The sequence below is a fragment of the Arsenophonus apicola genome (genome assembly GCF_020268605.1).
Taxonomy (GTDB): Bacteria; Pseudomonadota; Gammaproteobacteria; order Enterobacterales; family Enterobacteriaceae; genus Arsenophonus; species Arsenophonus apicola.
Map to the genome: position 1 here is coordinate 2,010,385 of NZ_CP084222.1, position 24,264 is coordinate 2,034,648.

The following is a 24,264-nucleotide window of genomic DNA, read 5'->3' on the forward strand; positions in this document are numbered from 1 at the left end:
ACCATTTGCTATATTTTCGCTACTAATAGCGACAAAAAAGCCGGCACTAGGCCGGCAAAGTAAAATAATAAATTGACTAATTAGTTTATCGCTGACATTAACGCAGCAAAGAGAGTACTGACTGAGTAGACTGGTTAGCCATCGCCAATACCGTAGTGCCCGCCTGTTGCAGGATCTGACCGTTGCTTAAACGAGAAACTTCGTCAGCAAAGTCAGCATCCTGAATACGGCTACGCGCAGAAGATAGATTGTTGATAGTGTTGTTCAGGTTCTCTACCGCTGCTTCAAAGCGGTTTTGCATCGCACCTAATGAACTACGTAGGGCAGAAACGCTAGTCAAAGCATCATCCAGGCTGCTAAGAACTTTATCGTCACTTAACATACCAGCACGAGCCACTTTAGTATCAACAGCACCATCTTGTGCATCTTTAACTTCATCACGAACAGTAACTTCAACTTCTTGTTTAGTATTATTACCCGTACCAGTGACTTTAAATGTCAAATTCACATCATAAACTTCACCAGAACCATCTTTCTTGATCACAAATTGACCATCAATAGCTTTACCGGTAGCGGCATCAATTTTTTGATGTAGTTTATTAGCGCCGATTGCGCCTACTGCAATACCACTTTGCCCTGCTCCACCAGCAACAATTTTAATATCCGCATCAACTAATTTATTCGCTGCCGCTGCATAAATTGGATCGTTAGCCGTTGCAGAAATATCAGTTGTTGATGCATCTGCAGTAGCATAATCAGCATAAGACTTAGCAAAAATATTTAAATTCACTTCTTCGATTTTTAACTCACCAGAAGTAATTTTCTCTAATGCGATCTCTATCGTTTCACCGTAATTGGCACCGATTTGGATGGTTTTCATTGCATTGGAACTTAATACTTTAGTGCCGTTAAAATCAGTCTGCTCAGAGATACGGTTGATTTCGTCTAAACGCTGTTTAACTTCATTTTGCAGTGTAGCAATATCGCTGGCTGAGTTAGTGCCGTTACTAGCCTGGACGGCTAAACGACGAATCGCTTGCAGGTTATCATTAACTTGCGCTAACGCCCCTTCAGTGGTTTGTGCGAGCGAGATACCATCATTGGCGTTACGCGCAGCTTGCGTCATACCCATAATGTTAGAAGTCATGCCATTAGCAATTGACATACCCGCCGCGTCATCTTTAGCGCTGTTAATACGTAGGCCAGTTGATAGACGTTGAATAGTGGTACCTAAGGTGTCTTGTGTTTTATTCAGTGCTTTCTGTGCATTTAGCGCAGACATATTGGTATTAATAACCAAAGCCATAATAATTTCCTTGTTAATTTTTCATAATGCCAAAACGCTTGGCTGGTTTGGTTATCGTCGCTGGGTGTTAATTCTTTAATTATTTGAGCCAATAAATTTATTTTGTCTATTGACTCAGCTTTTTTTAGTGAGTGCCGATAACAGGGATAACCTTGCTCACATGAAGAGGAAAAGATCATGTCAAATATGACAGTATTAGGTGCAGGATCTGGCATGCCAATTGGCGAATGGCTGGATAAATTAGAAAGCTCTGAGAATCAAAAACTGAATCCTTTAAAACAAAAGCAGCAGAAATACGATAAACAGATCAGCGCCTATGGTGCATTGCGTGCTGAACTAGATAAATTACAGCAAGCTTCAGAAACATTGATGAAGTTTGACAAAATCACAACCACTGCTGTCAATAAAGACCATAAAACCGTGGCTGTCACCACCGATGAGAAGGCAGCAGCCGGTAATTATGAGGTGATTGTTGAACAATTAGCCCAGGCACAATCCTTAAAGACCAACACTATTGATGATGTTAAGAAAAAACTGGGCGGTAATGTTACCAGTGGCCGAGAGCGGATATTAGTTATTAAGCAAAACAGCGAAAAGCAACCACTGGAAATTAAACTGAGCGATGAACAAACATCACTGCTGGAAATCCGTGATGCGATCAATAAAACTGATGGTAATGTCACTGCCAGCCTGGTAAAAATCAAAGATGGTGAGCATCAATTAGTCCTGACTTCAAAGAAAACCGGTACTGAAGCAAAAATGGCTATTGAGGTGCAAGGCGATAGCACACTGGATGCTATTTTTAACAGTAATAGTATGATTGAAACCGTTAGCGCACAAAATGCCAAAGTAAAAATTAATGGCATTGATATTGAACGGCAAACCAATGAGATTAAAGATGCACCAGAAGGCGTGACCTTTAAATTGATTAAGACGGCTGAAAAAGATACCAGCAATAACAACGCGCTGATAGCAGAAACTGTCAATATTACTAAAGATATCGAGCCGACTAAAAAAGCGATTAAAAGCTGGGTTGATGCCTTTAATAGTTTACATAGCTTTTATAAAAGCCAAACCAAATATATCCCGACTAAACCGGGTGAAGCACCTTCGGCTAACAACGGTATTTTATTAAACGACAGCTCATCAGCAATGATCTTTTCCCAAGTGAAAAATTTGACGCTAAATGTGCAAGATATGCCCGATATGAATCATTTGAACCATTTTGGTATTGGTTTTAATCATGAAGGAAAAATAACCATTGATGATAAAAAATTGGATGAAGCGCTAAAAGATAGCCCAGCCAAAGTTAAACAGTTCTTTATGGGTGCTGGCGATAAAAGCGGTTTTGCCACTGAAACCTTTAATTATTTAAAAAAGACCCTGGATAAACTGGAAGGGCCACTACATTTAAGCACTGAATCACTCAATCACCAGAAAAAAATGTTAGCGACAAAAATGGAAAGTGTTCAAACCACCATTGCCGCCACACTTAAACGTTATCAGAAAAAATTTATCGCGATGGATCAAGCTATCAGCAATATGAAACAGAGCAGTAACTCCTTAATGGCCCTATTAACAAAATAAATTATGAATAGCTCAACTGTCGAAACTTTGTATGCGCAAGTGGATATTGAAAGCCAAATTTTAAATGCTTCACCTTATCAACTGGTGCAAATCTTATATAAAGAGGCGCTTAGCGCCTTAAAGCGGGCGGTCATTTTTATTGAACAAAACAATATTCAACAAAAAAACAACGCTATCTCCAAAGCGATTGCCATTATTGGTGAAGGACTCAATGGCGGTATTGATCGGGAAAAAGGCGGTGAAATTGGCGAAAATATGACCCTATTATATGACTATATGATCCGCGAATTGCTGTATGCCAGTCTGCATAATAATGTTGATAGAATTCAGCATGTGATTAAATTATTGACTGACTCAGCTGATACCTGGGACCAACTTAATGATCCGGCAAGAAAATCTAATGTACAATGAGCAACATACCTTCCTGAGTGCTTATCAACATTTGCTGACCATTAGTCAGCAAATGTTATCGCTGGCACAGCAAGCACAATGGGAACAATTATTAATTAGCGAAAATAGTTATCAACAAGCGGTTGATCAAGTCACTGCAATAGGTTCAATTGCTGATCTACCTGAGCCGCTATGCCATCAATTGACTGAACTATTACAAACGATATTAACCAATGAAAATGCCATCCGCCAATTGATGGAAAGCCGCATGAATGAGCTGGCGGTGTTAATTAAACAGACCGCGCAACAGCAGCAGCTTCAATTCCGTTACAGTGAAACGGAATAATTAATTTAGTCCATTTTTGCTGTTAATCTGATTATTTATTTAATAATTACCAAGCTCAATTGTGCTTTATTGACTTAGTCAGAGGCTATTTTATATTGTTCAAGCAATTAAAAAAGACCGCTTAAGCGGCCAAAACATAATACCAGGGTAGTTAAATGACACAGAAATTACTGCGGGGAAATAATAAATCAGCATGCTTTTTGAATTAGAAATTTGGCAAATACCTAAGTCTTTATACCCTGCTTCCTGTTCCAAAAATCTCCTTTGCTTGTTGCTATAATTTATTCTCCTGAATAATAAGTTATTTTATTGCTCCGTTTTGCTAAAGATGATTTAAAATATCATTACAGTTTTTAAACTATTATTTGAGTTGCCTGTTAGTTTAAAACTATCAGTATTGCTTATTTTATTAATAATTATTTAATTTATTTTGTCTGTCATATTTTAATAAAAGAAAATACGCAACACGATTTGCAAGTTCAATCAGTTTTTTTTCCCGCAAAAACCAATATTCATATAATCACTTTTAAATTTAATAGCTTACAATAAAAAATTATTAGTTAATTTTGTTATCTAGATTACTATAACGATATTTATTATTGAAAGAGGTAGGTTTAAGATTATTAGTAAACATAATTTCATCAATAACCGACATTGCCAGCGAAAACGCTAGCAATGATAATTATGGCTATCTTTTATCAGTTAGTGGATATTATTTACCATAACCAAATTTATTACCGGCAAATAATAACCAAGATAGCCACTTGTCCATGGCTTAATTACACTAAAAGCTCATTTAAACTGGCATATTCATGATTTCCTGATAGGCACCCACTAGCTTGTTTCTCACCTGAATACCAAACTGAAGTGATAAACTGGCCTTTTGTAAATCAACCATCACATCATTAAGCTCAACCCCTGGTTTTTCCAAGGTTAATGCTTGTGCTTTCTGACTCGCACTCACCCTGGTCTGATTAATTTTACTCACCGCAGTTAACAAATGACTGGCAAAACCGGATTGCGGTGTCGCTGTTAACAGTATATTATTTTGACTAACCATGTCTGTTGTCATTTTCGCGATAACAGATTGAATGGCTGGAATTGACATAAAAACCTCTACCTATTTTTTCCAATACCTTTCTCTAATCTGTGCCATCGTATTAACTCATCTTTTGGCACTGAGCGGAAAATAACCCTACCACAAGTCAAATAAATCAAAACCGACAATTAGCGCCGAACTAAAAGTCTATTTCAGCCATTAAACCAAGGCACGACAAACGATAATATAAAGATGAAACTGGAAATACTTTATCAGTATGAGGAAGCCACTTTGTTACGCCACGTTATCAATCTTCATCAAGAACGAGAAGGCAAGGATTGTCTATGAATGCCGTAAATACTAATGGAGCAAATCCGCTCAAAGGATTAAGTACCATTTTCGACAAAATAAAATCTGATCCTAAAGTACCGCTGATCGTTGCAGGTGCTTTGGCAATAACTTTTTTCATCGCTGCTTTGTTTTGGCTACAGGGACCTGACTATCGCCCAGTTTATACCAATCTTAGTGATAAGGATGGCGGCGAAATTGTTACTCAGCTAAGTCAAATGAATATTCCTTATCAACTATCTGCCGATGGTAGTATGGTTAAAGTGCCGGCTGATAAAGTGCATGAGGTTAGACTAAAGTTAGCGCAACAAGGATTACCAAAAGGCGGCAATGCCGGTTTTGAGTTACTGGATCAAGAAAAATTTGGGTTGAGTCAATTTAGCGAACAGATCAACTATCAACGTGCTTTGGAAGGTGAATTAGCCAAAACCTTTGAATCATTGGGAGTTGTGCAACGCGCCCGCGTACATTTAGCGATCCCCAAACCGTCACTTTTTGTGCGCGAGCAAAAAGATCCTACCGCGTCGGTCACCCTTAACCTACAAAACGGCCGTAAACTGGATGAAGGCCAGATTGCCGCTATTGTGCATATGATCTCTAGTAGTGTCAGTGGTTTAACTAGCAATAATGTCACTATCGTTGATTAGTTAGGCAATCTATTGACTCAGCCCGATGGCATTAGCCGCGATCTTAACGTGACGCAACTCAACTATGTGCAATCGATAGAGAATCGTTATAAGCAACGTATCGAATCGATTATTATGCCACTGGTTGGCCGAGGTAATGTACACGCACAAGTTACGGCGGAAATTAATTTTGCCCGTACTGAAGAGACAGCGGAAGAGTACAAACCCAATCAGCCACCCAATGAATCAGCGGTGCGTTCAAAACAGACCAGTCGCAGTGAGCAAAACGGTCAATTATTAGTTGGTGGCGTACCCGGTGCGCTATCTAACCAACCAACACCGGCACCAAAAGCACCGATTGACAAACCTAATGATAAAAATGCCCCGCAGCCAGTAAATAATAATCATAATAGTCGGGTTGATGAAACCACCAACTATGAGATAGATCGTCGCATTCGTCATACTCAACATCAAATTGGCAATCTACAGCGACTTTCAGTGGCCATCATCGTTAATTATGCTGATACCGATAAAGATAAAAAAGAAAATGATGATAGCTTACCGCTAACTGATGAAAAATTAACACAAATTAAAACCTTGGCACGAGAAGCGATGGGGTTTTCTGAGCAGCGTGGCGATAGCCTGTATGTAGTAAATGCACCATTTGAAGCCCAAGACGCTGAACTTAAACCGCTTGAGTTTTGGCAACAGCCAGTTTTTATCGCCAACGTGTTAGAGATTGGTCGCTATTTGCTGCTATTACTGTTGGCCTGGTTATTGTGGCGTTTTGTGGTCAAACCCCAATTACAGAAAAAACGTGAAGCAGAGAAAGCCGCTAAAATGGCGTCTGATCTGAAAGCGAAAAAAGATGCGGAGCAGGCTGCTTGCCAAAAAATTGAGCAAGATGAAGCTGCGCGTCAAGAACAGACCCGTCAACGTGTTAACGCAGAGATGCATACCCAACGCTTACGTCAGATGGTACAAAAAGATCCCCGTGTGGTGGCAATGGTTGTTCGTGATTGGATGAGTAAAGAATTATGAGTCTTAGTGGAACAGAAAAAAGTGCAGTGATGCTAATGTCAGTAGGTGAAGAGCAAGCCGCTGAAATTTTTAAACACTTAAATAGCCGTGAAGTACAAAAATTAAGTGTGGCTATGTCAAGTTTACGCCAAATCTCTAACCAGGAATTGTCAGATGTATTGGCCGAATTTGAAGAAAATGCCATTCAATATGCGGCTATTAATGTTAATACCAATGATTACCTGCGTTCAGTATTAGTCAAAGCATTGGGTGAAGAGCGGGCCAATACCTTGTTAGAGGATATTTTTGAAACCAAAGAGACCGCTACCGGTATTGATACGCTGAACTTTATGGAGCCGCAGATGGCGGCAGATATGATCCGCGATGAACATCCGCAGATTATTGCCACCATTTTAGTGCATTTAAAGCGTGAACAAGCGGCCGACGTGTTAGCTTTATTTGATGAAAAACTGCGTAATGATGTCATGTTAAGAATTGCTACCTTTGGTGGCGTACAACCCTCCGCTTTAGCTGAGTTGACTGAGGTGCTGAATAACCTACTTGATGGACAAAATATTAAGCGTAGTAAAATGGGTGGTGTGCGTACTGCCGCTGAAATCATCAACTTGATGAAGAGTCAGCAAGAAGAGGTGGTTATTAGTGCGGTTAAAGAGTATGACGATGAACTGGCACAAAAAATTATCGACGAAATGTTCTTGTTTGAAAATCTTATTGAAATGGACAATCGTTCTATGCAGCGTCTGTTGCAAGAAGTGGAAAACGATTCGCTGGTTATTGCATTAAAAGGTTGTGAACAGAATTTACGCGATCATTTCCTCAACAATATGTCACGTCGAGCCGCTGAGATCATGCGCGATGATCTGGCTTCACGTGGCCCTGTTCGCCTGTCGCAAGTGGAAGCAGAACAAAAAGCGATCTTGTTCATCGTTCGTCGCTTGGCAGAAAGTGGTGAAATTGTGATGAATGGCGGTGAAGAAACCTATGTCTAAAAAATCGCTCTCACCATGGCAGCCCTGGCTGCCAGACGAAATTACCCTTTGGCCAGGTTTAAATCCTGTGATCAATAATCAGCATGTTGCCAGTGATACGCCATTAGCTGAACAGAGTGAAAAAGATGTTTTAGCGCAAATCAATCAACTGGACGATTTAAAAGCGCAAGCTAAAGAAATCGGCTATCAAGAAGGTTACGCGGCTGGACAACAAACGGTTTGACGGATGGTCAGCAACAAGGATACCAGGCCGGTTATCAGCAAGGTTTAGCTGAAGGCCATCAGGCAGGTGCCAATGATGCCAAAAATGAGATGGCCGCTATCACCCAACAATGGCAAGCGCTATTAACTGAGTTTCGTCACTCCTTAGAAGGATTAGACAGTTTCATTGCTTCTCGTTTAATGCAGATTGCCCTGCAGGCTGCTCGTCAGGTATTAGGCCAACCGGCGGTTTGTGATGGTAGCGCATTATTGAGCCAAATTAGTCATTTTCTACAACAAGATCCGCTATTGGCAGGCCGTCCTCAACTACAAGTTAATCCAAATGATATGGCACTGGTTGAATCACAACTAGGTGATAGTTTAACCGCTAATGGCTGGCGTCTGATCGCGGTGCCAGAGCTGCATCGATATGGTTGCAAAATTAGCGCTGAAAATAGTGAATTGGATGCCAGTTTAGAAACCCGCTGGCTTGAGCTTTGTCAGTTGATTATGCCGGAGAAATGTCAATGACCGCAAAACTTGCCCGCTGGTTAGGCCGAATTGACAGCTTTGAAAAGCAGCTTATCCAGCTAGCGCCAGTGCGCCATTATGGCAAATTAACCCGCGTGACAGGTTTAGTGTTAGAAGCAACCGGTCTGCAAATGCCGTTAGGAGCAAATTGTTTAATAAAACGCCAACATCAAGCAGCCAGTGACGAGATCACGTGTGAAGTGGTCGGTTTTAATGGCAATAAAATGCTATTAATGCCTTATCAGGATCTTGAAGGCATTGTACCCGGCGCTCAAGTCTATCATCCTTCAGTTTCAGACAAGCAACAAAACAGCGGTCAACAATTCCCCCTGGGCCCCGCGCTACTTGGTCGTGTTCTGGATGGTTTTGGTGAACCATTAGATGGCAAACCCTTGCCAACCATAGACAGCTTTGCATCGCTAGTTACTGCGCCAATTAACCCCTTACAACGAGAATCAATTAACCTGCCACTTGATGTAGGGGTAAGAGCGATTAATAGTTTACTGACGGTCGGTCGCGGCCAACGGATGGGATTATTTGCCGGCTCTGGAGTTGGTAAAAGTATTTTATTGGGCATGATGGCACGCTATACCCAAGCTGACGTGATCGTAGTTGGCCTGATCGGTGAGCGCGGCCGAGAAGTTAAAGACTTTATTGAAAATATTCTCGGCCCGGAGGGTTTACAGCGCTCGGTGGTTATCGCGGCTCCCGCTGATGTCTCGCCGCTTTTACGTTTACAAGGCGCAACTTACGCCACCCGGATTGCCGAAGACTTTCGCGATCGCGGTTTGAACGTGTTACTGATTATGAATTCATTAACCCGTTATGCCATGGCACAACGTGAGATTGCATTAGCGATCGGAGAACCTCCGGCTACGAAGGGTTACCCACCATCTGTGTTTGCCAAATTACCCGCCCTAATAGAGCGTGCCGGTAATGGTACACAAGGTAGTGGTAGTATCACCGCTTTTTATACCGTACTAACAGAGGGTGATGATCAACAGGATCCGATTGCCGATTCAGCGCGTGCTATTTTAGACGGTCACATTGTCTTGTCACGTAGCCTGGCAGAATCTGGCCATTATCCAGCTATCGATATCGAAGCTTCCATCAGCCGGGCAATGAACACTCTGGTGGATAAAAGCCATTTTTATCAGGCTCAACAGTTCAAACAACTATTATCTCGTTATCAGCGTAATCAAGATCTGATTAATGTTGGCGCTTATGCCGTTGGTAGTGATCCGATCCTTGATCAGGCCATCCAGCTTTATCCCCATTTGCAACAATTTTTACGCCAAGATTGCGATGAGTACTGTTCAAAGGAGAGCGCCTATCAACAGCTTTGTCAGTTATTTCCCAAAATCACTAATGAGGAAGCATGAAAGCAAGCAATTCCTTCACACTATTACGTGATTTAAGCCATAAAGATAGCAACCAGGCCGCAGTAAAACTGTCGCATATTCGACATCAGCATCAACAAATGCTGCAACAACTGACACAACTGCTACAGTATCAGGATGAATATCGCCAACAGCTTAATAGTATGCTTCATCAAGGCACCTCTTGTGCAATATTACAAAATTATCAGCAGTTTTTGCTGACCCTTGAACAAGCAATCACGCAACATCAGCAACATTTAGTTGAATGGCAACAGCGAGAAACAAGTGCAGAACAAAATTGGCAAGGCAAACAGCAAAAAACCAATGCCTTCAGTAAGCTACAACAACGTAGTGACCGTTTACAAAAAAAACGTGCTGATCGGCTGGAACAAAAACAAATGGATGAAATGGCGCAACGAGCCGTTTTAAGGACATCATAATGATAGACACATCGCTAACATTGACCGCTAATGGGCACGCTTCTAACCAACCATTATCATCATCGCATTCGGACAATTTTGCCCAGATGTTAACTAACCATTCATCGCCGGCAAAAGAACAAAGCGTAACAGATAATGCTGACTCAGCTATTGAACAGCAGGAAAATACCTTACCTGCTTTCAATGACTTTTTAACTGAGGAAAGCAGCACAAAAATTGATGAAGCAACAGCACCATCAGATAACCCGCAATTTTCGCCATTAACCGCTAATCAATTCATTGATCAATTACCCATTCAACTGGCAGAGGTAGCAACACAGCTACGGCTGGAAAATGATCGCGCAACACTAGCCGATGAAACAATCGAGCAAGCGATTATTGAACAATTAGCTAATAATAGTGACAATAGCGATGAAAAACTGCATTTCAAATCGCATTCTCAGCTCGCTACTTCCACAAGCCATAGTGCAACAATCGAATACCCGCTGGCCAATTTATCAGCACCGTTCAATGAACAAGCAACATCGCAATCTCTGTCGTTACAACCGGCCATGCAATCTAATATCAATGTAGCAACCCTGACCAATACGGCAGAAAATCCAGAATTAATTAGCCTATCGCCAAACAATAATAATGCGATCCCTTTAATCTCTTTGTCAGCCAATCCTGCATTAACTCAGTCAATGACAGCTAACATCAATTCTATGGCTTTGACTACGCCGATTGATCAGCCGGAGTGGGGACAAAAGTTTAGTGAGCAGATTGTCATGCTCAGTCGCCATGGCGCACAACAAGCCGAGTTACGTCTTCATCCGGAAGAATTAGGTAGCCTACAAATTCAACTTAAAATTTTTGACGATAAAGCGCAACTGTCAGTCGTGACCGCTAATCAACAAGTTCGCCAGATTATTGAAAGCAATCTGACACAGTTACGTCATGCGCTATCAGAACAAGGCATACAACTGGGGCAAACGCATGTTGGCGAGCAACATAACGAGCAAAATAGTGCGCAAGATAATCAACCGGCAACGCCGCTATCATCAATAACTAATGAGACCAATGAGCAAGAGAGTGATAGTTCATTAACTAAAGTCCAGCAAACTAACCAGGCACAAATAACCAGCGGAATTGATGTATTTGCTTAAATCCATTTGCTTTTTTTTACTTTTTCTTGTGGGGGAACATTCCCCCTATCCTTATCAACATTGTTCAATGACAAAATAACCGCCTATTTTTACTGTTTTATTCTACCGTCAAGTTATTCATAGATCGGGATAATTATAGTGAAATGCAAAAACAGGGATAAAACGTTAATCGACAATGCCTTGATTATCCCAAGTAGAATCAAAAGGAATTACCTGTCTATGTCTAAGTCGCAACATCAAGGAAAACGCATCAGTGGGATGCTGTTAACCATTATGGCGTTATTCACACTATTAAGCTGTTTTATTGCTGGCTATAGCTGGTGGCTATTTCAAGCAAAAGAACAAGATGAGCATCAACCGGAAAAAAGAAGTCTGGTGCTACCGGTATTTATGTCACTAGAACCCTTTTCGGTTAATCTAATTGACGATGAGAAACGCGATCGCGTGTTATATGTTGATATTACATTACGCCTGACCAGTGAAGAAACCCGTAAACGCCTTCATGATTTTATGCCTGAGGTGCGCAGCCGTATATTGTTATTGTTATCTCGCCAAAACGCCGCTGATTTGGCAACAGATACAGGCAAAGTTCATCTTATGTCTGAAATTAAGCAGGTATTAAAACCGACTTTTGAATTAGAAGAGTCTGAACAAATTATTACCGATGTGTTATTCACAACGTTTATTTTACGATAAATCACATGAGCGATAACTTTCTTTCACAAACAGAGATTGATGCCCTGCTAAATGATGCGCCAACTGATAATACGGTTAGCGGTGGAGAGAAAAAAGCATCTGCAGCTGAAATGGATATCCATCCTTATAATCCGAATACACAACGACGTGCTGTGCGCGAGCGATTGCAGTCGCTGGAAATTATTAATGAACGTTTTGCGCGCCAATTTCGTATGGGGTTATTTAATATTCTACGTCGTAGCCCTGATATTACGGTAGGATTAATCAAAATTGAGCCATATCATGAATTTGCGCGCAATCTACCCGTGATGACTAACCTTAACCTGGTGCATTTAAAACCTTTGCGCGGTACCGCCCTTTTTACCTTTGAACCCAATTTAGTCTATATCGCGGTCGATAATCTATTTGGTGGCGATGGTAGGTTTCCAACTCCAGTTGACGGGCGTGAATTTACCCATACCGAACAGCGTATTATTAATAAAATGATGAAATTGGCGCTTGATGCCTATAGTGACGCCTGGGAGAGTATTTTCAAAATCCAGGCAGAATATGTTCGTTCTGAAATTCAGGTAAAATTTACCAATATCACGTCTTCACCTAACGATATTGTTATTACCACCCCATTTTTAGTGGAAATTGGCAATATGATTGGTGAATTTAGCATTTGTATCCCTTTTGCCATGATCGAGCCGTTACGTGAACGATTAATCAATCCGCCGGTAGAAAATGTTAAACAAGATGAAGGTGTCTGGATGGAAGGCTTGGTTAACCAAGTTAAATATTCTGAATTGGAATTAATCGCTAACCTGATTGAACATCCAACGCGGCTCTCCAGGATCCTGAAACTGCAAAAAGGGGATGTCATTCCTGTCGAAAAACCAGAACGCCTTATGGTTCATGTCGATGGCGTTCCCGTGCTGACCAGTAAATATGGAACATTAAATGGGCAGTATGCCCTTCGCGTCGAACATCTTATTAATCCAGTTTTAAACGCTCTGGAAGAGGAACAAAAACCATGAGTGACACTAAAGATTTTACTGAACATCAAGCTAAAACCTCGGCTGAAGATATCTGGGCAGAAACCATTGCTCAGCAATCGAAACCGCCGAAACCAACCGACAATGGACCTGCGATCTTTGATAATTTGGACATACAAGATATCGAAAACCAATTTTCAGATATTAATATGATCATGGATATTCCGGTTAAATTGACAGTTGAGCTAGGTCGCACCAAAATGACCATTAAAAAGCTTTTAAGTTTAACCCAAGGCTCGGTGGTTTCACTGGATGGCCTGGCGGGTGAACCGTTAGACATTCTGATCAATGGTTATCTGATCGCACAAGGCGAAGTAGTGGTGGTCTCTGATAAATATGGCATTCGTATTACCGATATTATTACCCCATCAGAACGTATGCGTCGGTTGAGTCGATAGATTATGCCAGCTTATTCTTCTTTTCTAGTTGCTGGAGCGGCAGATAGTGCTGCTCCTGTATTAAAAGGGGGCACAACCACTAACAGCCCCTCGCTACTTTCAGGCAGTAGCATGTTAACTGAAATGAGCAGCTCGCTATTACTGATTATTGGCGGTCTATTGGTGACTTTATGGTTAATACGCCGTTTTTTACCCAAACGCTATCTGACCACTCGCTCAAGCGCAATCAAAGTAACGGATAATTACTCACTCGGTAATAAAGCCAAAATTACCATTATTGAAGTTGAAGGGCAGGCGCTGGTACTCGGTGTCACCGAAGAAAACATTACCTTGTTGCATAAAATGCCGGCCAAAACCGAACCGGATGAACAACAGCAGTCAGCTTCTGTTCCACCCTCTTTTGGTCAATTCATGAAGACATGCTTAGTAAAAAGTAGAAACAGTGATGCGTAAATTGCTATTTTTATTAACCAGCGCGCTATTGTGGTTGCCATTGCCCGCTTACACCGCTATACCTGCAATTACTAGCCAACCCTTAGCCAATGGCGGCCAAAGTTGGTCACTACCGGTACAGACACTTATTTTTATTACTGCCCTGGGTTTTATCCCTGCGCTGTTGCTGATGACGACCAGTTTTACTCGTATCATTATCGTATTGGGTTTATTGCGAAATGCGTTAGGCACTCCGACCGCCCCACCTAATCAAATTTTATTAGGCTTAGCGCTATTTATGACTTTTTTCGTCATGTCTCCGGTATTTGATAAAATATATCAAAATGCCTATTTGCCCTTTAGTGAAGAGAAAATTAGCATCGAAGTGGCATTAGCGGAAGGTGCCAAACCCTTACGCCAATTTATGTTACAACAAACCCGTCAACCTGATTTAGCACTGTTTGCCCGCTTAGCCAATGATAGTGAGTATCAAACCCAAGACGATGTTCCGATGCGTATTTTAGTGCCGGCATTTATTACTAGTGAACTAAAAACGGCTTTTCAAATCGGCTTTATGTTATTTATTCCTTTCTTGATTATCGATCTCGTAGTTGCCAGTGTATTAATGGCGCTCGGAATGATGATGGTTCCGCCTGCTACCGTTGCAATGCCTTTTAAATTAATGTTGTTTGTTCTGGTCGATGGTTGGCAATTAATTTTAGGCTCTTTAGCACAAAGTTTTTTTAATTAGGAGTGAAAATGACACCGGAAACAGTGATGGGACTTGGTATTTATGGTATGAAAGTGGCTTTAGCATTAGCAGCGCCACTATTATTAGCGGCGTTGGTCAGTGGTTTAATTATTAGTTTATTACAAGCAGCGACGCAAATTAATGAGATAACCCTCTCTTTCATTCCTAAAATTATCGCTGTTTTTATTACTGCGGTTGTAGCCGGCCCGTGGATGTTACAACTATTTATTGAGTATACCCGTCAGTTGATAACACAATTACCGCAACTTGTTGGTTAATAATGATCACTTTTAGCACAGATTTTTTTTATAGCTATATTAACCAATTTTTTTGGCCATTTGTGCGAGTATTAGCTTTATTTAGTATTGCCCCGTTTTTTGGCGAAAAACAGATCCCTAAAAAAAGTAAAATTATATTAGCCTTATTGATCACTATTTTAATCTCTGCGGCAATACCACTACCACAAATCCCTCTTTTTTCCGTTATGGGGTGTTGGATCTTAATACAACAAGTTTTAATCGGCTTATTAATGGGACTGACAATGCAAATCGCCTTTGCCATCGTTCGTTATGCGGGAGAAGTATTGGGGATGCAGATGGGGCTCTCTTTCGCCTTATTTGTTGATCCAGCAGCCGGCCCCAATATGCCAATTATTGCGCGTTTTTTTAATCTATTATTGTTATTACTGTTTTTATCTTTCGATATTCATCTTTTGTTATTGTCACTATTGGCAGATAGCTTCCAGCTTATTCCAATCCAATCGCTAGCGTTAAATAGCCAAAGCTTTATATTAGTTGCTCAATCAGCCGGAATTATTTTTTATTATGGTTTACTATTGGCGCTGCCTATTTTAACCTTACTATTAATTATTAATATCAGTTTGGGGATCTTAAATAGAATGACCCCCCAACTTTCTATTTTTGTTGTCGGCTTCCAACTGACACTTTTAATTGGTATCTATCTATTACCTCTTTTAACCACTATCATTACCAAATATGCCGAGAAGATATTTAATGACATTCTGAGTCAATTAAGTTTGATACTACTTACATTAGCCGGGAAGTAATATTTTTCTAAATACTTTTTTTCCCTATCGTATTAACTTTTAAATTGTTCGTCTACTGCCAAATAAATCTATAAATTATGGGTTATTTTTGTGCTAACTGAATAATAAGTTAATAAATATTTACCTATCAGCAGATCAGCTAATCATTTATTTCGGTATCGCTATCCATTCAGACACAATATTCCGATAACCACCGGTCTTTTTAGTTAGATGTATCCATTGATCGACATAAAGTTTCCAGCTCATATCATCACGCGGTAGCATATAAGCTTTCTCAATATATTGCAGCGGTCGCTTTGGATTCAACGCACATAACTTACTCGGATAATGCTTTTGCTGATAAAGGGCTTCTGATGCATCAGTCACCATAACATCAAACTTTTTATCAATAATTTGCTGGAATATCGCCGCATTATCATGCGTCAATTGCAACTGGGCATTAGGTAAATAGCGATGGGCGAAAGCCTCATTGGTACCACCAAAAGGTGCAATCAAACGAACTGTCGGTTTATTAAGTTGTTCAATCGTTTGATATTTAGCTTTATCATCACAACGAACTAATGGAATTTTACCATCAACCGCTAGCGGCGCAGACAACCAGGTAGCTTGCTGACGTTTTAAAGTAACAGAAATACCCCCAACTGCAATATCACACTGTTTGTTATGAAAATCTGCCATTAATGTATTCCAGGTCGTTTTCTGCCATTTAACTTTAGCCCCCAGACTAGCAGCTAAATTTTCCATCATGGTAACATCAATGCCTTCATATTGACCATTCTGAAGTAAATGAGTATAAGGCCTATAATCACCAGTTGCGCAAACCGTTAATGTTTTCGTTTTCATCACTCGGTCAAGATGAGACTGCGCCTGTGCCGCTGCGCTTAAGAAAACCAGGCTGACTACTGTCAATTTCTTCATCATGCTTGTTCCTTTTTTATCCCAGGAAATTGTTTATCTCAACAAAAGCTAGCTAAACAAAATTACCCTCAATTACGAAATGAAAATAGCAAAATTTATTAAATCTTACTATTTTTTCAACACTATGAAACTATTATTTTTTGATATTACGTTATACTTTTTAACGTTATATTATATATAGTAACTTGATCGTTAATTCAATAGATATTAATCGTATTCTATTTTTCTGCAATAATATTGGGTCGATATTTAATATAACGAATTAACTATTATTGAATAATAAAAATAATTTTCTAATTATTAATTAAAATAAATAAGATAGAAATAAAAAATAGAGTAGATGAAAAAAAATAAAAAACCAGGAGAAAATAGCTCTCCTGGTAAAAATTTTATCTCAATTATGGCTTATTTTGCCGTTTATTTTATAATCTAAACTGGATTAACAAAATGATTCACCGCAATATTTTAAATAAAGATAAATCTTTCATTTGGGCAAATAAACCATATGAAGCCTGCAATATCGCCTCTTCTTGATAATATTCTGATATCTCCGCAGCCATATCAGTATCTGTCAATTGGCTTTGCCGCTCTTTTAGTAGCAATGAAATATCTTCACTACGACTATTTAATTGTTCAACTTCCTTGAGTTGTGAGCCAAGCTGGCTACTAATTGTGGCAAGCGTTTTCATGGTATTTTGCAAATCACTATGTGCACTATCGATATTGGCTGCCAATATACTTTGTGCCTGTGAATTTGCTGCTTGATAAGGCGTTTTTAGTGTACTAATTGCCAGATCCAATGACTGAAAAATATCGGCACCAGTTGCAGACTGCAAAACTTGCTGAGCAGTAAAATTCACCGTCACTTCACGATCGGCATCAATATGCTGCTTAATAGCATCCTGACTCCCTTGATAACTTACCGCTCCATTACTATTCATTATTAACGGCGCAGTATCGGTTTGATAACCGGCAAACAGATAATTACCTGAACTGTCTTTGCTATTGGCTAAACCCATCAACTCAGATTTTAAACTTTCCAGCTCAGTGGCATAAGCTTGTCGGGCATCCTCACTCATGATGGACTGATTAGAGACTGCCACAAAAGTCTGCTTAACACGGCGCGACAGATCTTCCATTTTCTCAACTACCTGTAGCTGTGATTGCATCTGATGCTGAGAAAAATTACGTGCCGTTTTATATTGTGCCAAACGCGCTTGGGTTTGATTAATTTGTAAATTTTCTGCAGCCGCTGCTGGATCATCAGCGGATTGTAACAACCGTTTTCCAGTCGTTATACGCTGATATTTATCTGCCAGTTGTGACTGAGAATGCATCATACTATCCGTTTTCTGATAATGCATAAATTGGCTGCTTAAACGAGTAACCATAACAACTTCCTTCTATATTAATACTGTTATCAGAAAATACGCATTAAAGTTTCAAACAAGCTATTGGCCGTCTGAATAACTTTGGCGTTTGACATGTAAAATTCCTGCATACGGCTCATTTCCAGATATTCTTCATCAAGATTGACACCGGAAACCGATTGCTGTTTCTGCAAATAACTCTTGGTGATCACTGATTGGGCGGTAAAATCCGCTTTCGCTTGATTGGCTTTCGAGGCTACATCACTGACAACCGCCGCATAAGCTTTGGTTAACGTTGACGTTCCATTTACCAACTTTTTATCTTGTAAGGCTAATAGATTCTTAATATTGCTATTATCTGCTTGTCCGGTTCCTGTCTGGCTGGCAGCAGCAATAGCTGCTGGATTTATTATGGCAACGGCTAAACCACTAATAACTTCATCAACGGATTTGATAACAAACTTGTCGCCTGCTTGCGGTGCTGAAGTAGCAGCAATTTCAATTTCCATACCATCAAAAGCTAGTTTTGTACCGTGATTAGCCGTGGCTGCTGTGACAGTAACATTTACCGGTGTCCCAGTTGCTTGTTGAGTAACCACCCAGTTAGTACCATCAAACCTCATGGCATAATCAATGGCTTTAACTTGGGTAGCATCAGTAAATTGAGTAGCAAAACTACTGGTTCCCTGATTTTGATTATGGGAAATAATGCTCGGTTTGCCAGTCTGAAAGAGTGCTTGGCCCGCATTGCCTTGCAAATCAAACCCTGACTGCTGAACCTGATTGATACTTTCGGTCAGTATTAAACCCAGCTGATTAATTTTTTGTCGATTCGGCTGTAGTACTTCATCACGCACCGCCAAAGCGCCGGCCAATTCCCCTCCGGTAATTGAACCAGTATCAATTTCTTGTGGCGGATTAATGCCATCATCATAAGCCAACGTGACTTGAGCGGGATCAGCAACCGATGGCATAGCGGTGATTTTGTTAGCTTTAGTACCATTAACCAAAGATAAACCATTAGCCAGATTAATATTGATGCTATCATCTTGCCGAATAACACTAATGCCAGCCACTGTTGATAGTTCACGGGTTAATTGATCACGCCGATCTAACATCTCGTTTGGCACATAGCCTTGTATGCCTTTGATTTTTGTCATTTCACCGTTTAGTTTGGCCACTTGTTGCGCCAGTTGCGAAACTTTATCGACCATCTGGCCAATATTGCCATTAAGCCGTTGTTCCATAGCGTTAAATTGTTGTTCAACGGATTTAAAACGACTAACCATGGCTTGGGTTTTATTAATAACCGCATTGCGTAAAGGCGCAGAAGCGGCATCGGTTGATAAGGTTTGCAAACTAGTAAAAAACTCTGTCATTGATGACGCTAAATCCGTATCAGAAACAGACATCAGCTTATCTAGCTCTAAGGCAAATTCGGCATAAATTTTCCGCTCACCTTGCTTGGTCACCGCTTTGTTATAATGCGCATTAATAAACTCATCATATTCGCGTTGAATACCACTCACTTTGACACCATTTATATTATTATTGCTACCATCGGTAGCCAATGTCGTGGTTTGCCGGTGATAACTCTCGACTTTAGCATTGGCAATATTGCTACCAATTGTTGATAACGCGGTTTGCGCGGCTTTTAAGCCGCTCATTGCGGTATTCATTAAACTGCTGGACATAGTCAGTTCCCTAATAAATTCGGATGCTGCCGGTTAGCCGACAGTAAGATAGTCGTTTTACGCAATAAAATATCGGCCAAAACCAGCAAAACTTAAGTGGTGCACATCAAAAAAGATCGCTTAGATCATGTTGATAAATTTGCTTAACCTGCGAAGTGGTATTTTTCAACTGCTGAATCAGTTGGATCAGTTTTTTCGCATAACCCGGATCGGTGGCATAACCGGCCGCTTGTAACGCGATTGCTGCCTGCTCGGGGGTGTTGGCGGCCGCAACTTTGGCATAACGTTTGCTCTGAGTCAGCAAATTGACATAGTCGGTGACGGCTTCAAAATAGGAGGGATAAACCCGAAAATCGTCGCGTATTTTCACTGCTTTACCATCAATATACTCAGTAGTGACAATATTGGTCACTTTACCTCGCCAATTTTTACCTGCCTTAATACCAAATAAGTTATGACTGGGGGTGCCTTCGGCAGTCAGAATTTGACGTTGTCCCCAACCAGATTCTAAAGCCGCTTGCGCGACAATCAGTAAATGGGGAATGCCGCTATTTTCACTAGCAATTCTGGCCGGGATAAACAATTTAGCCAGAAAACTGGTACCATTTTCTGAGATATACTTGAGTGCCCCGGCCGCTTCTTCTGGTACAAAACGGCGAAAAGTGCTGACGAACTGTCTGGGTAAATCAGTATTCAGTAATGGTGCCTGCTTAATATCATCCGGCTCATTGTGATGCCGGCTTAACTGTTCCACCATCAGATCAGCAAATCCTAAGCTTTTACGCGACAGATCTTGGGCTAATTGCTGATCATAAAGTGCGGTATAGAGACGGCTTTGTTCACTACTTAGCAAACCTTCTTGCGGCAAAGCAGCGCGCATACTTTTTAGCATCATCTGCACAAAAACACTTTCTAATTGTTCAGCGACCTGACGCAGCCCCTGTTGAGGCTGCTGACTCACTTGATTTTTTAAGGCATTTAATGATCTGGCGTCATAAGCGGCGCCCACCATCGTGGAAAGATCTTTCATCAAATGATCTCCAATTTAGCCCGCAAACAACCGGCACTTTCCATTGCCTGTAAAATTGACATTAAGTCGGTTGGTGTCGCACCCAAGGCATTTAACGCGCGGATCACTTCATTTAAGTTGGCACTGGCATTGACTTTATGTAAGCCATCGTGTTTTTCATTCAGGGCGATATCGGTGTTACGTGTCACCACCGTCTTACCACCGGCAAAAGGGGTATCAGGCTGACTAACATTGACTCGGCGATCTACCGTAATCGAGAGCCCACCTTGAGAAATAGCACAATTATTTAACATCACACTGCGATTCATTACCACCGAACCGGTACGGGCATTCAAAATAATTTTTGCATCAATCGGCACTGATTTAATGCTAATATTCTGAATCTGCGCCAAAAAACGTACTTGTTCACTTTGGCTAACTGGCAATCTGAGTTCAACCGTTCTAGCATCCAATGGCGTTGCGGTACCAAAACCTTTAATGCGATTTACGGCATCGGAAATGGTCTGTGCCAGCGAAAAATTTTCTTCATTCAACTGTAAGTTAAGGGTGTTGGTTTTACCAAATTGGCTGGGTAGTTCCCGTTCAATTACCGCACCACCACTAATGCGTCCACCGGCTAATTGATTAATCTTAATACTACTGCCACCGGCACTAGCGCCGGCGCCACCCACAATAATATTGCCTTGGGCAACCGCATACACCTGATTATCAGCGCCCTTTAGTGGCGTCATCAATAGGGTGCCACCGCGTAAACTTTTCGCATTACCTAATGAAGAGACGACCACATCAATCGTTTGTCCGGCACGACCAAAAGGGGGTAATTTGGCCGTGATCATCACCGCTGCCACATTTTTTAACTGCATATTGGTACCCGGCGGCACAGTGATGCCTAATTGAGAGAGCATATTACTCATACTCTGGGTAGTAAATGGCGTTTGGGAAGTTTGATCACCCGTCCCATCCAGACCGACTACCAAACCATAGCCGATTAGGGCATTTTCTCGCACTCCCTCAATACTTGTCAGATCACGAATACGTTCGGCTTGCACTATGCTCGAACATAACAATAACATTGGTAATGGTAACCAAAATAGTAACTTACCTAGCAATGAATCAACCATAAGCTCTCTCTGTTTAGAATGGTGAAATATTTAACAAGATACGCTGCAACCAGCCCATATTTTGTGCTTCGTTAATATATCCATCCCCCACATACTCAATACGTGCATCCGCAACCTGGGTTGAATTCACAGTATTACTACCACTAATGGTTCTTGGATTAACGACACCAGAGAAACGGATATATTCGGTGCCCTGATTGATAGCGATCTGTTTTTCACCCACTACCTGTAAGTTACCGTTTGCCAGTAATTTAGTCACCGTGACCGTTATCGTTCCCTTGAAGGTATTATTCGCATTGGCGCCACCTTTGCCACCAAACTCATTTTCACCTTCCATGTCAAACTGTAACTTATCAACCCCCACCAGTTTATTTAACACTTGCGGTGTAGCGCCGGCCGAAAATCCACTTTTTCCTTTACGGCTGGCATTGGCGGACGAATTTTTACTGGCACTGACATTTTCTTGTAAAATGATGGTCAATGTATCGCCGACATGGCGGGGACGTCGATCTTCAAATAGCGGTTGATAACCGTAATTAACCGGTTGACTGGCTTGATAAATCGAGCCAGTTACCTTAATGCTTGCCATTTCTGCCGGTTCAACGGTTGTCGGACCAGAGACCAATGGCTTTTTCGGTATGTAAGCACAGCCTGACATTATTACTGCCGAGCAGATAATGCCAAACCGCCATCGATTTCCCCCTAGCTGGGAAAACCGCTTAAAAATAAGCGCAGCCAAACTGGCGATGCTTTTTTTATTCATGTTAAAAACTCTTGTATGTTCACCATCACAATGAATTGCGACTGTGATGGTAGCTGAATTAAAGCTGCATTAATCGCTGTAACATTTGATCAGAAGTGGACACCGCTTTACTATTAATCTCATAAGCACGTTGCGTCTGGATCATGCTGACTAACTCTTCAGCCACATTAACATTCGATGTCTCAACATAACCTTGATAAAGTAAACCCGCGCCATTAACCCCAGGTGCTGTCTCAACCGGTACGCCGGAACTGTTGGTTTCCAGATAAAGATTTTCACCAATACTTTCCAGACCGGTTTCATTAACAAACGTGGTTAATGCTAATTGGCCAACTTGCTGTGGTTCAGAATTACCTGGTATGACAACACTGACAATACCATCCTGACTAATAGTAAATTTGAGGGTTCCTTCTGGCAGGACAATAGCCGGCACAACAGCAAAACCACCAGCAGTAATCAATTGATTATTTTGATCAACCTGAAAGGCACCATCGCGCGTATAGGCATCAGTACCATCGGGCAATTGAATATGAAAAAAACCCTGGCCTTTAATGGCAACATCTTTACTGTTATTAGTCTGCGATAAATTACCCTGACTATGTAACCGCTCAGTCGCAATAGGACGAACCCCGGTGCCTAGTTGCAATCCCGAAGGTGATAGGGTCTGTTCCGACGTTAGCGATCCGGGTTGACGTAACGTTTGATACATTAGATCTTGAAATACTGCTCGCCCGCGCTTAAAACCATTGGTGCTGACGTTAGCCAGGTTATTAGAAATAACATCCATGTTAGTTTGTTGAGCATCAAGCCCAGTTTTGGCAATCCATAAAGAACGGATCATTATTTGTTTTCTCCCTTAATAACTTAACTGATGGCTAACAATTGATTAGCACGTTGGGCGTTATCATTAGCACTATGAATAACTTTCATTTGCATTTCGAAAGTGCGTGCATTGGCTATCATGGCCACCATCGCTTGTGCCGGATTGACATTGCTGCCCTCTAATACTCCCGACAGTAACTTGACACTATTATCCATCACTAAAGGTGGGGCATTAGGTTCCGCAAGGTGAAATAAACCCTCTTCACCACGTACCAACTGTTGCTCTGAGGGTTTCACCCGTTTGATCTGACCAACCTGACCTAATTGGGTGGGTGGATCTGTTGGGATATAACCGGTAATGATGCCATCTTCAGCAATCGTCAGTTGCGCCTGCGGCGGAACCATAATTTCGCCACCATCGCCCATTAATGGGCGATTTTGGATCATTAATTCACCATTAGCTGAAATTTGAATATTGCCATTGCGGGTGTAAGCTTCCCGCCCATCAGCTAATTGCACCGCTAAATAACCCCCATCACTCAGCGCCACATCCAATGAGCGAGCGGTATAGTTCATTGCACCAGCACGCTGATCAGCTGTGGGTGTTGACGCAATGGTTAGTGTGCGGGTTGGGTGTCCCACTGAACCTTCAATCGGTACAAAACGTGAGGCAGCTAACTGGGCTTTAAAACCATGAGTTGAGACATTGGCCAGATTATTGGTAATAATCGCTTGTGTATCCAACGCATGGCGCGCGCCATTCATTGCGGTATAAATGACATGATCCATTTAATCACC

General features: G+C 41.2%; 24 protein-coding genes and 2 pseudogenes. 16 read left to right on the plus strand and 10 right to left on the minus strand.

The genetic code is table 11. The annotated features are described in order from the left end of the window. Positions 1-97 precede the first annotated feature (97 nt). Positions 98-1,306: a FliC/FljB family flagellin gene (locus tag LDL57_RS09570; protein ID WP_180560843.1), complete on the minus strand. Its 1,209-nt coding sequence runs from the start codon at positions 1,304-1,306 to the stop codon at positions 98-100. A 177-nt stretch (positions 1,307-1,483) separates the two neighbouring features. On the opposite strand from LDL57_RS09570, the gene fliD reads away from it, so the two are divergent. From fliD to fliT, 3 genes are read left to right on the plus strand one after another with little or no spacing between them, the layout of a single operon-like run. Continuing rightward, positions 1,484-2,893 (plus strand): flagellar filament capping protein FliD, encoded by a 1,410-nt coding sequence (gene fliD / locus LDL57_RS09575; protein WP_225505504.1) that lies wholly within the window; start codon positions 1,484-1,486, stop codon positions 2,891-2,893. 3 nt (positions 2,894-2,896) lie between these two features. Further along, entirely contained in the window at positions 2,897-3,304 is a 408-nt protein-coding gene (gene fliS / locus LDL57_RS09580) for a flagellar export chaperone FliS (protein WP_180560845.1), read from the plus strand. Continuing rightward, positions 3,294-3,629 (plus strand): flagellar protein FliT, encoded by a 336-nt coding sequence (fliT, locus tag LDL57_RS09585; protein ID WP_180560846.1) that lies wholly within the window; start codon positions 3,294-3,296, stop codon positions 3,627-3,629. The genes fliS and fliT overlap by 11 nt, the downstream gene beginning before the upstream one ends. A 796-nt stretch (positions 3,630-4,425) precedes the next feature. On the opposite strand, the gene fliE is transcribed toward fliT, so the two are convergent. Then, positions 4,426-4,737 carry a flagellar hook-basal body complex protein FliE gene (gene fliE / locus LDL57_RS09590; protein WP_180560847.1) on the minus strand — a complete coding sequence of 104 codons (312 nt, stop codon included), beginning with the start codon at positions 4,735-4,737 and terminating at the stop codon, positions 4,426-4,428. A gap of 275 nt (positions 4,738-5,012) precedes the next feature. On the opposite strand from fliE, the pseudogene fliF reads away from it, so the two are divergent. The 13 genes and pseudogenes from fliF to fliR all read left to right on the plus strand — a co-directional run bounded on the left by fliF (position 5,013) and on the right by fliR (position 15,748). Then, positions 5,013-6,683, plus strand: a pseudogene (gene fliF, locus LDL57_RS09595) (flagellar basal-body MS-ring/collar protein FliF). Next, a complete protein-coding gene (gene fliG, locus LDL57_RS09600) occupies positions 6,680-7,672 on the plus strand; it encodes a flagellar motor switch protein FliG (protein ID WP_180560848.1) in 993 nt (330 codons plus the stop codon). The pseudogene fliF and the gene fliG overlap by 4 nt, the downstream one beginning before the upstream one ends. Then, a pseudogene (fliH, locus tag LDL57_RS09610) lies at positions 7,665-8,404 on the plus strand (flagellar assembly protein FliH). The gene fliG and the pseudogene fliH overlap by 8 nt, the downstream one beginning before the upstream one ends. Next, complete coding sequence (gene fliI, locus LDL57_RS09615; RefSeq protein WP_180560850.1) at positions 8,401-9,786, plus strand: flagellar protein export ATPase FliI; 1,386 nt, start codon at positions 8,401-8,403, stop codon at positions 9,784-9,786. Before fliH ends, fliI begins: the two are co-directional and overlap by 4 nt. Then, positions 9,783-10,223: a flagellar export protein FliJ gene (fliJ, locus tag LDL57_RS09620; protein WP_180560851.1), complete on the plus strand. Its 441-nt coding sequence runs from the start codon at positions 9,783-9,785 to the stop codon at positions 10,221-10,223. The genes fliI and fliJ overlap by 4 nt, the downstream gene beginning before the upstream one ends. Continuing rightward, positions 10,223-11,368 carry a flagellar hook-length control protein FliK gene (locus LDL57_RS09625; protein ID WP_180560852.1) on the plus strand — a complete coding sequence of 382 codons (1,146 nt, stop codon included), beginning with the start codon at positions 10,223-10,225 and terminating at the stop codon, positions 11,366-11,368. The genes fliJ and LDL57_RS09625 overlap by 1 nt, the downstream gene beginning before the upstream one ends. A 219-nt stretch (positions 11,369-11,587) precedes the next feature. Next, on the plus strand, positions 11,588-12,064 hold the full coding sequence (gene fliL / locus LDL57_RS09630; protein WP_180560853.1) for a flagellar basal body-associated protein FliL: 477 nt from the start codon (positions 11,588-11,590) through the stop codon (positions 12,062-12,064). Positions 12,065-12,069: 5 nt separating this feature from the next. After that, complete coding sequence (gene fliM, locus LDL57_RS09635) at positions 12,070-13,083, plus strand: flagellar motor switch protein FliM (protein WP_180560854.1); 1,014 nt, start codon at positions 12,070-12,072, stop codon at positions 13,081-13,083. Beyond that, entirely contained in the window at positions 13,080-13,499 is a 420-nt protein-coding gene (fliN, locus tag LDL57_RS09640; RefSeq protein ID WP_180560855.1) for a flagellar motor switch protein FliN, read from the plus strand. The genes fliM and fliN overlap by 4 nt, the downstream gene beginning before the upstream one ends. A 3-nt stretch (positions 13,500-13,502) precedes the next feature. Continuing rightward, positions 13,503-13,952, plus strand: coding sequence for a flagellar biosynthetic protein FliO (gene fliO / locus LDL57_RS09645; RefSeq protein WP_180560856.1), 450 nt, complete (start codon positions 13,503-13,505; stop codon positions 13,950-13,952). Then, positions 13,945-14,682, plus strand: coding sequence for a flagellar type III secretion system pore protein FliP (gene fliP, locus LDL57_RS09650; protein ID WP_225505512.1), 738 nt, complete (start codon positions 13,945-13,947; stop codon positions 14,680-14,682). Before fliO ends, fliP begins: the two co-directional genes overlap by 8 nt. Positions 14,683-14,690: 8 nt before the next feature. Next, positions 14,691-14,960: a flagellar biosynthesis protein FliQ gene (gene fliQ / locus LDL57_RS09655; RefSeq protein WP_180560858.1), complete on the plus strand. Its 270-nt coding sequence runs from the start codon at positions 14,691-14,693 to the stop codon at positions 14,958-14,960. A 2-nt stretch (positions 14,961-14,962) separates the two neighbouring features. Further along, on the plus strand, positions 14,963-15,748 hold the full coding sequence (gene fliR, locus LDL57_RS09660) for a flagellar biosynthetic protein FliR (RefSeq protein ID WP_180560859.1): 786 nt from the start codon (positions 14,963-14,965) through the stop codon (positions 15,746-15,748). A 147-nt stretch (positions 15,749-15,895) separates the two neighbouring features. Here fliR and LDL57_RS09665 read toward each other — a convergent pair whose 3' ends face one another. From LDL57_RS09665 to LDL57_RS09700, 8 genes are all read right to left on the minus strand, one after another. Then, positions 15,896-16,666 carry a transporter substrate-binding domain-containing protein gene (locus tag LDL57_RS09665; RefSeq protein WP_180561003.1) on the minus strand — a complete coding sequence of 257 codons (771 nt, stop codon included), beginning with the start codon at positions 16,664-16,666 and terminating at the stop codon, positions 15,896-15,898. A 452-nt stretch (positions 16,667-17,118) separates the two neighbouring features. After that, on the minus strand, positions 17,119-18,057 hold the full coding sequence (flgL, locus tag LDL57_RS09670) for a flagellar hook-associated protein FlgL (protein WP_180560860.1): 939 nt from the start codon (positions 18,055-18,057) through the stop codon (positions 17,119-17,121). 29 nt (positions 18,058-18,086) lie between these two features. Next, positions 18,087-19,730, minus strand: coding sequence for a flagellar hook-associated protein FlgK (flgK, locus tag LDL57_RS09675; protein WP_180560861.1), 1,644 nt, complete (start codon positions 19,728-19,730; stop codon positions 18,087-18,089). Between the two features lie 106 nt (positions 19,731-19,836). After that, positions 19,837-20,760 carry a flagellar assembly peptidoglycan hydrolase FlgJ gene (flgJ, locus tag LDL57_RS09680; RefSeq protein ID WP_180560862.1) on the minus strand — a complete coding sequence of 308 codons (924 nt, stop codon included), beginning with the start codon at positions 20,758-20,760 and terminating at the stop codon, positions 19,837-19,839. Then, positions 20,760-21,833: a flagellar basal body P-ring protein FlgI gene (locus LDL57_RS09685; protein ID WP_225507516.1), complete on the minus strand. Its 1,074-nt coding sequence runs from the start codon at positions 21,831-21,833 to the stop codon at positions 20,760-20,762. The genes flgJ and LDL57_RS09685 overlap by 1 nt, the downstream gene beginning before the upstream one ends. A 61-nt stretch (positions 21,834-21,894) precedes the next feature. Next, the gene (locus LDL57_RS09690) at positions 21,895-22,644 is read right to left on the minus strand and encodes a flagellar basal body L-ring protein FlgH (RefSeq protein WP_225505519.1); all 750 of its coding nucleotides are present in this window, start codon (positions 22,642-22,644) and stop codon (positions 21,895-21,897) included. Between the two features lie 58 nt (positions 22,645-22,702). Further along, complete coding sequence (gene flgG, locus LDL57_RS09695; RefSeq protein WP_180560865.1) at positions 22,703-23,485, minus strand: flagellar basal-body rod protein FlgG; 783 nt, start codon at positions 23,483-23,485, stop codon at positions 22,703-22,705. Between the two features lie 23 nt (positions 23,486-23,508). Continuing rightward, entirely contained in the window at positions 23,509-24,255 is a 747-nt protein-coding gene (locus LDL57_RS09700) for a flagellar basal-body rod protein FlgF (protein WP_180560866.1), read from the minus strand. Between the last annotated feature and the right edge of the window lie 9 nt (positions 24,256-24,264).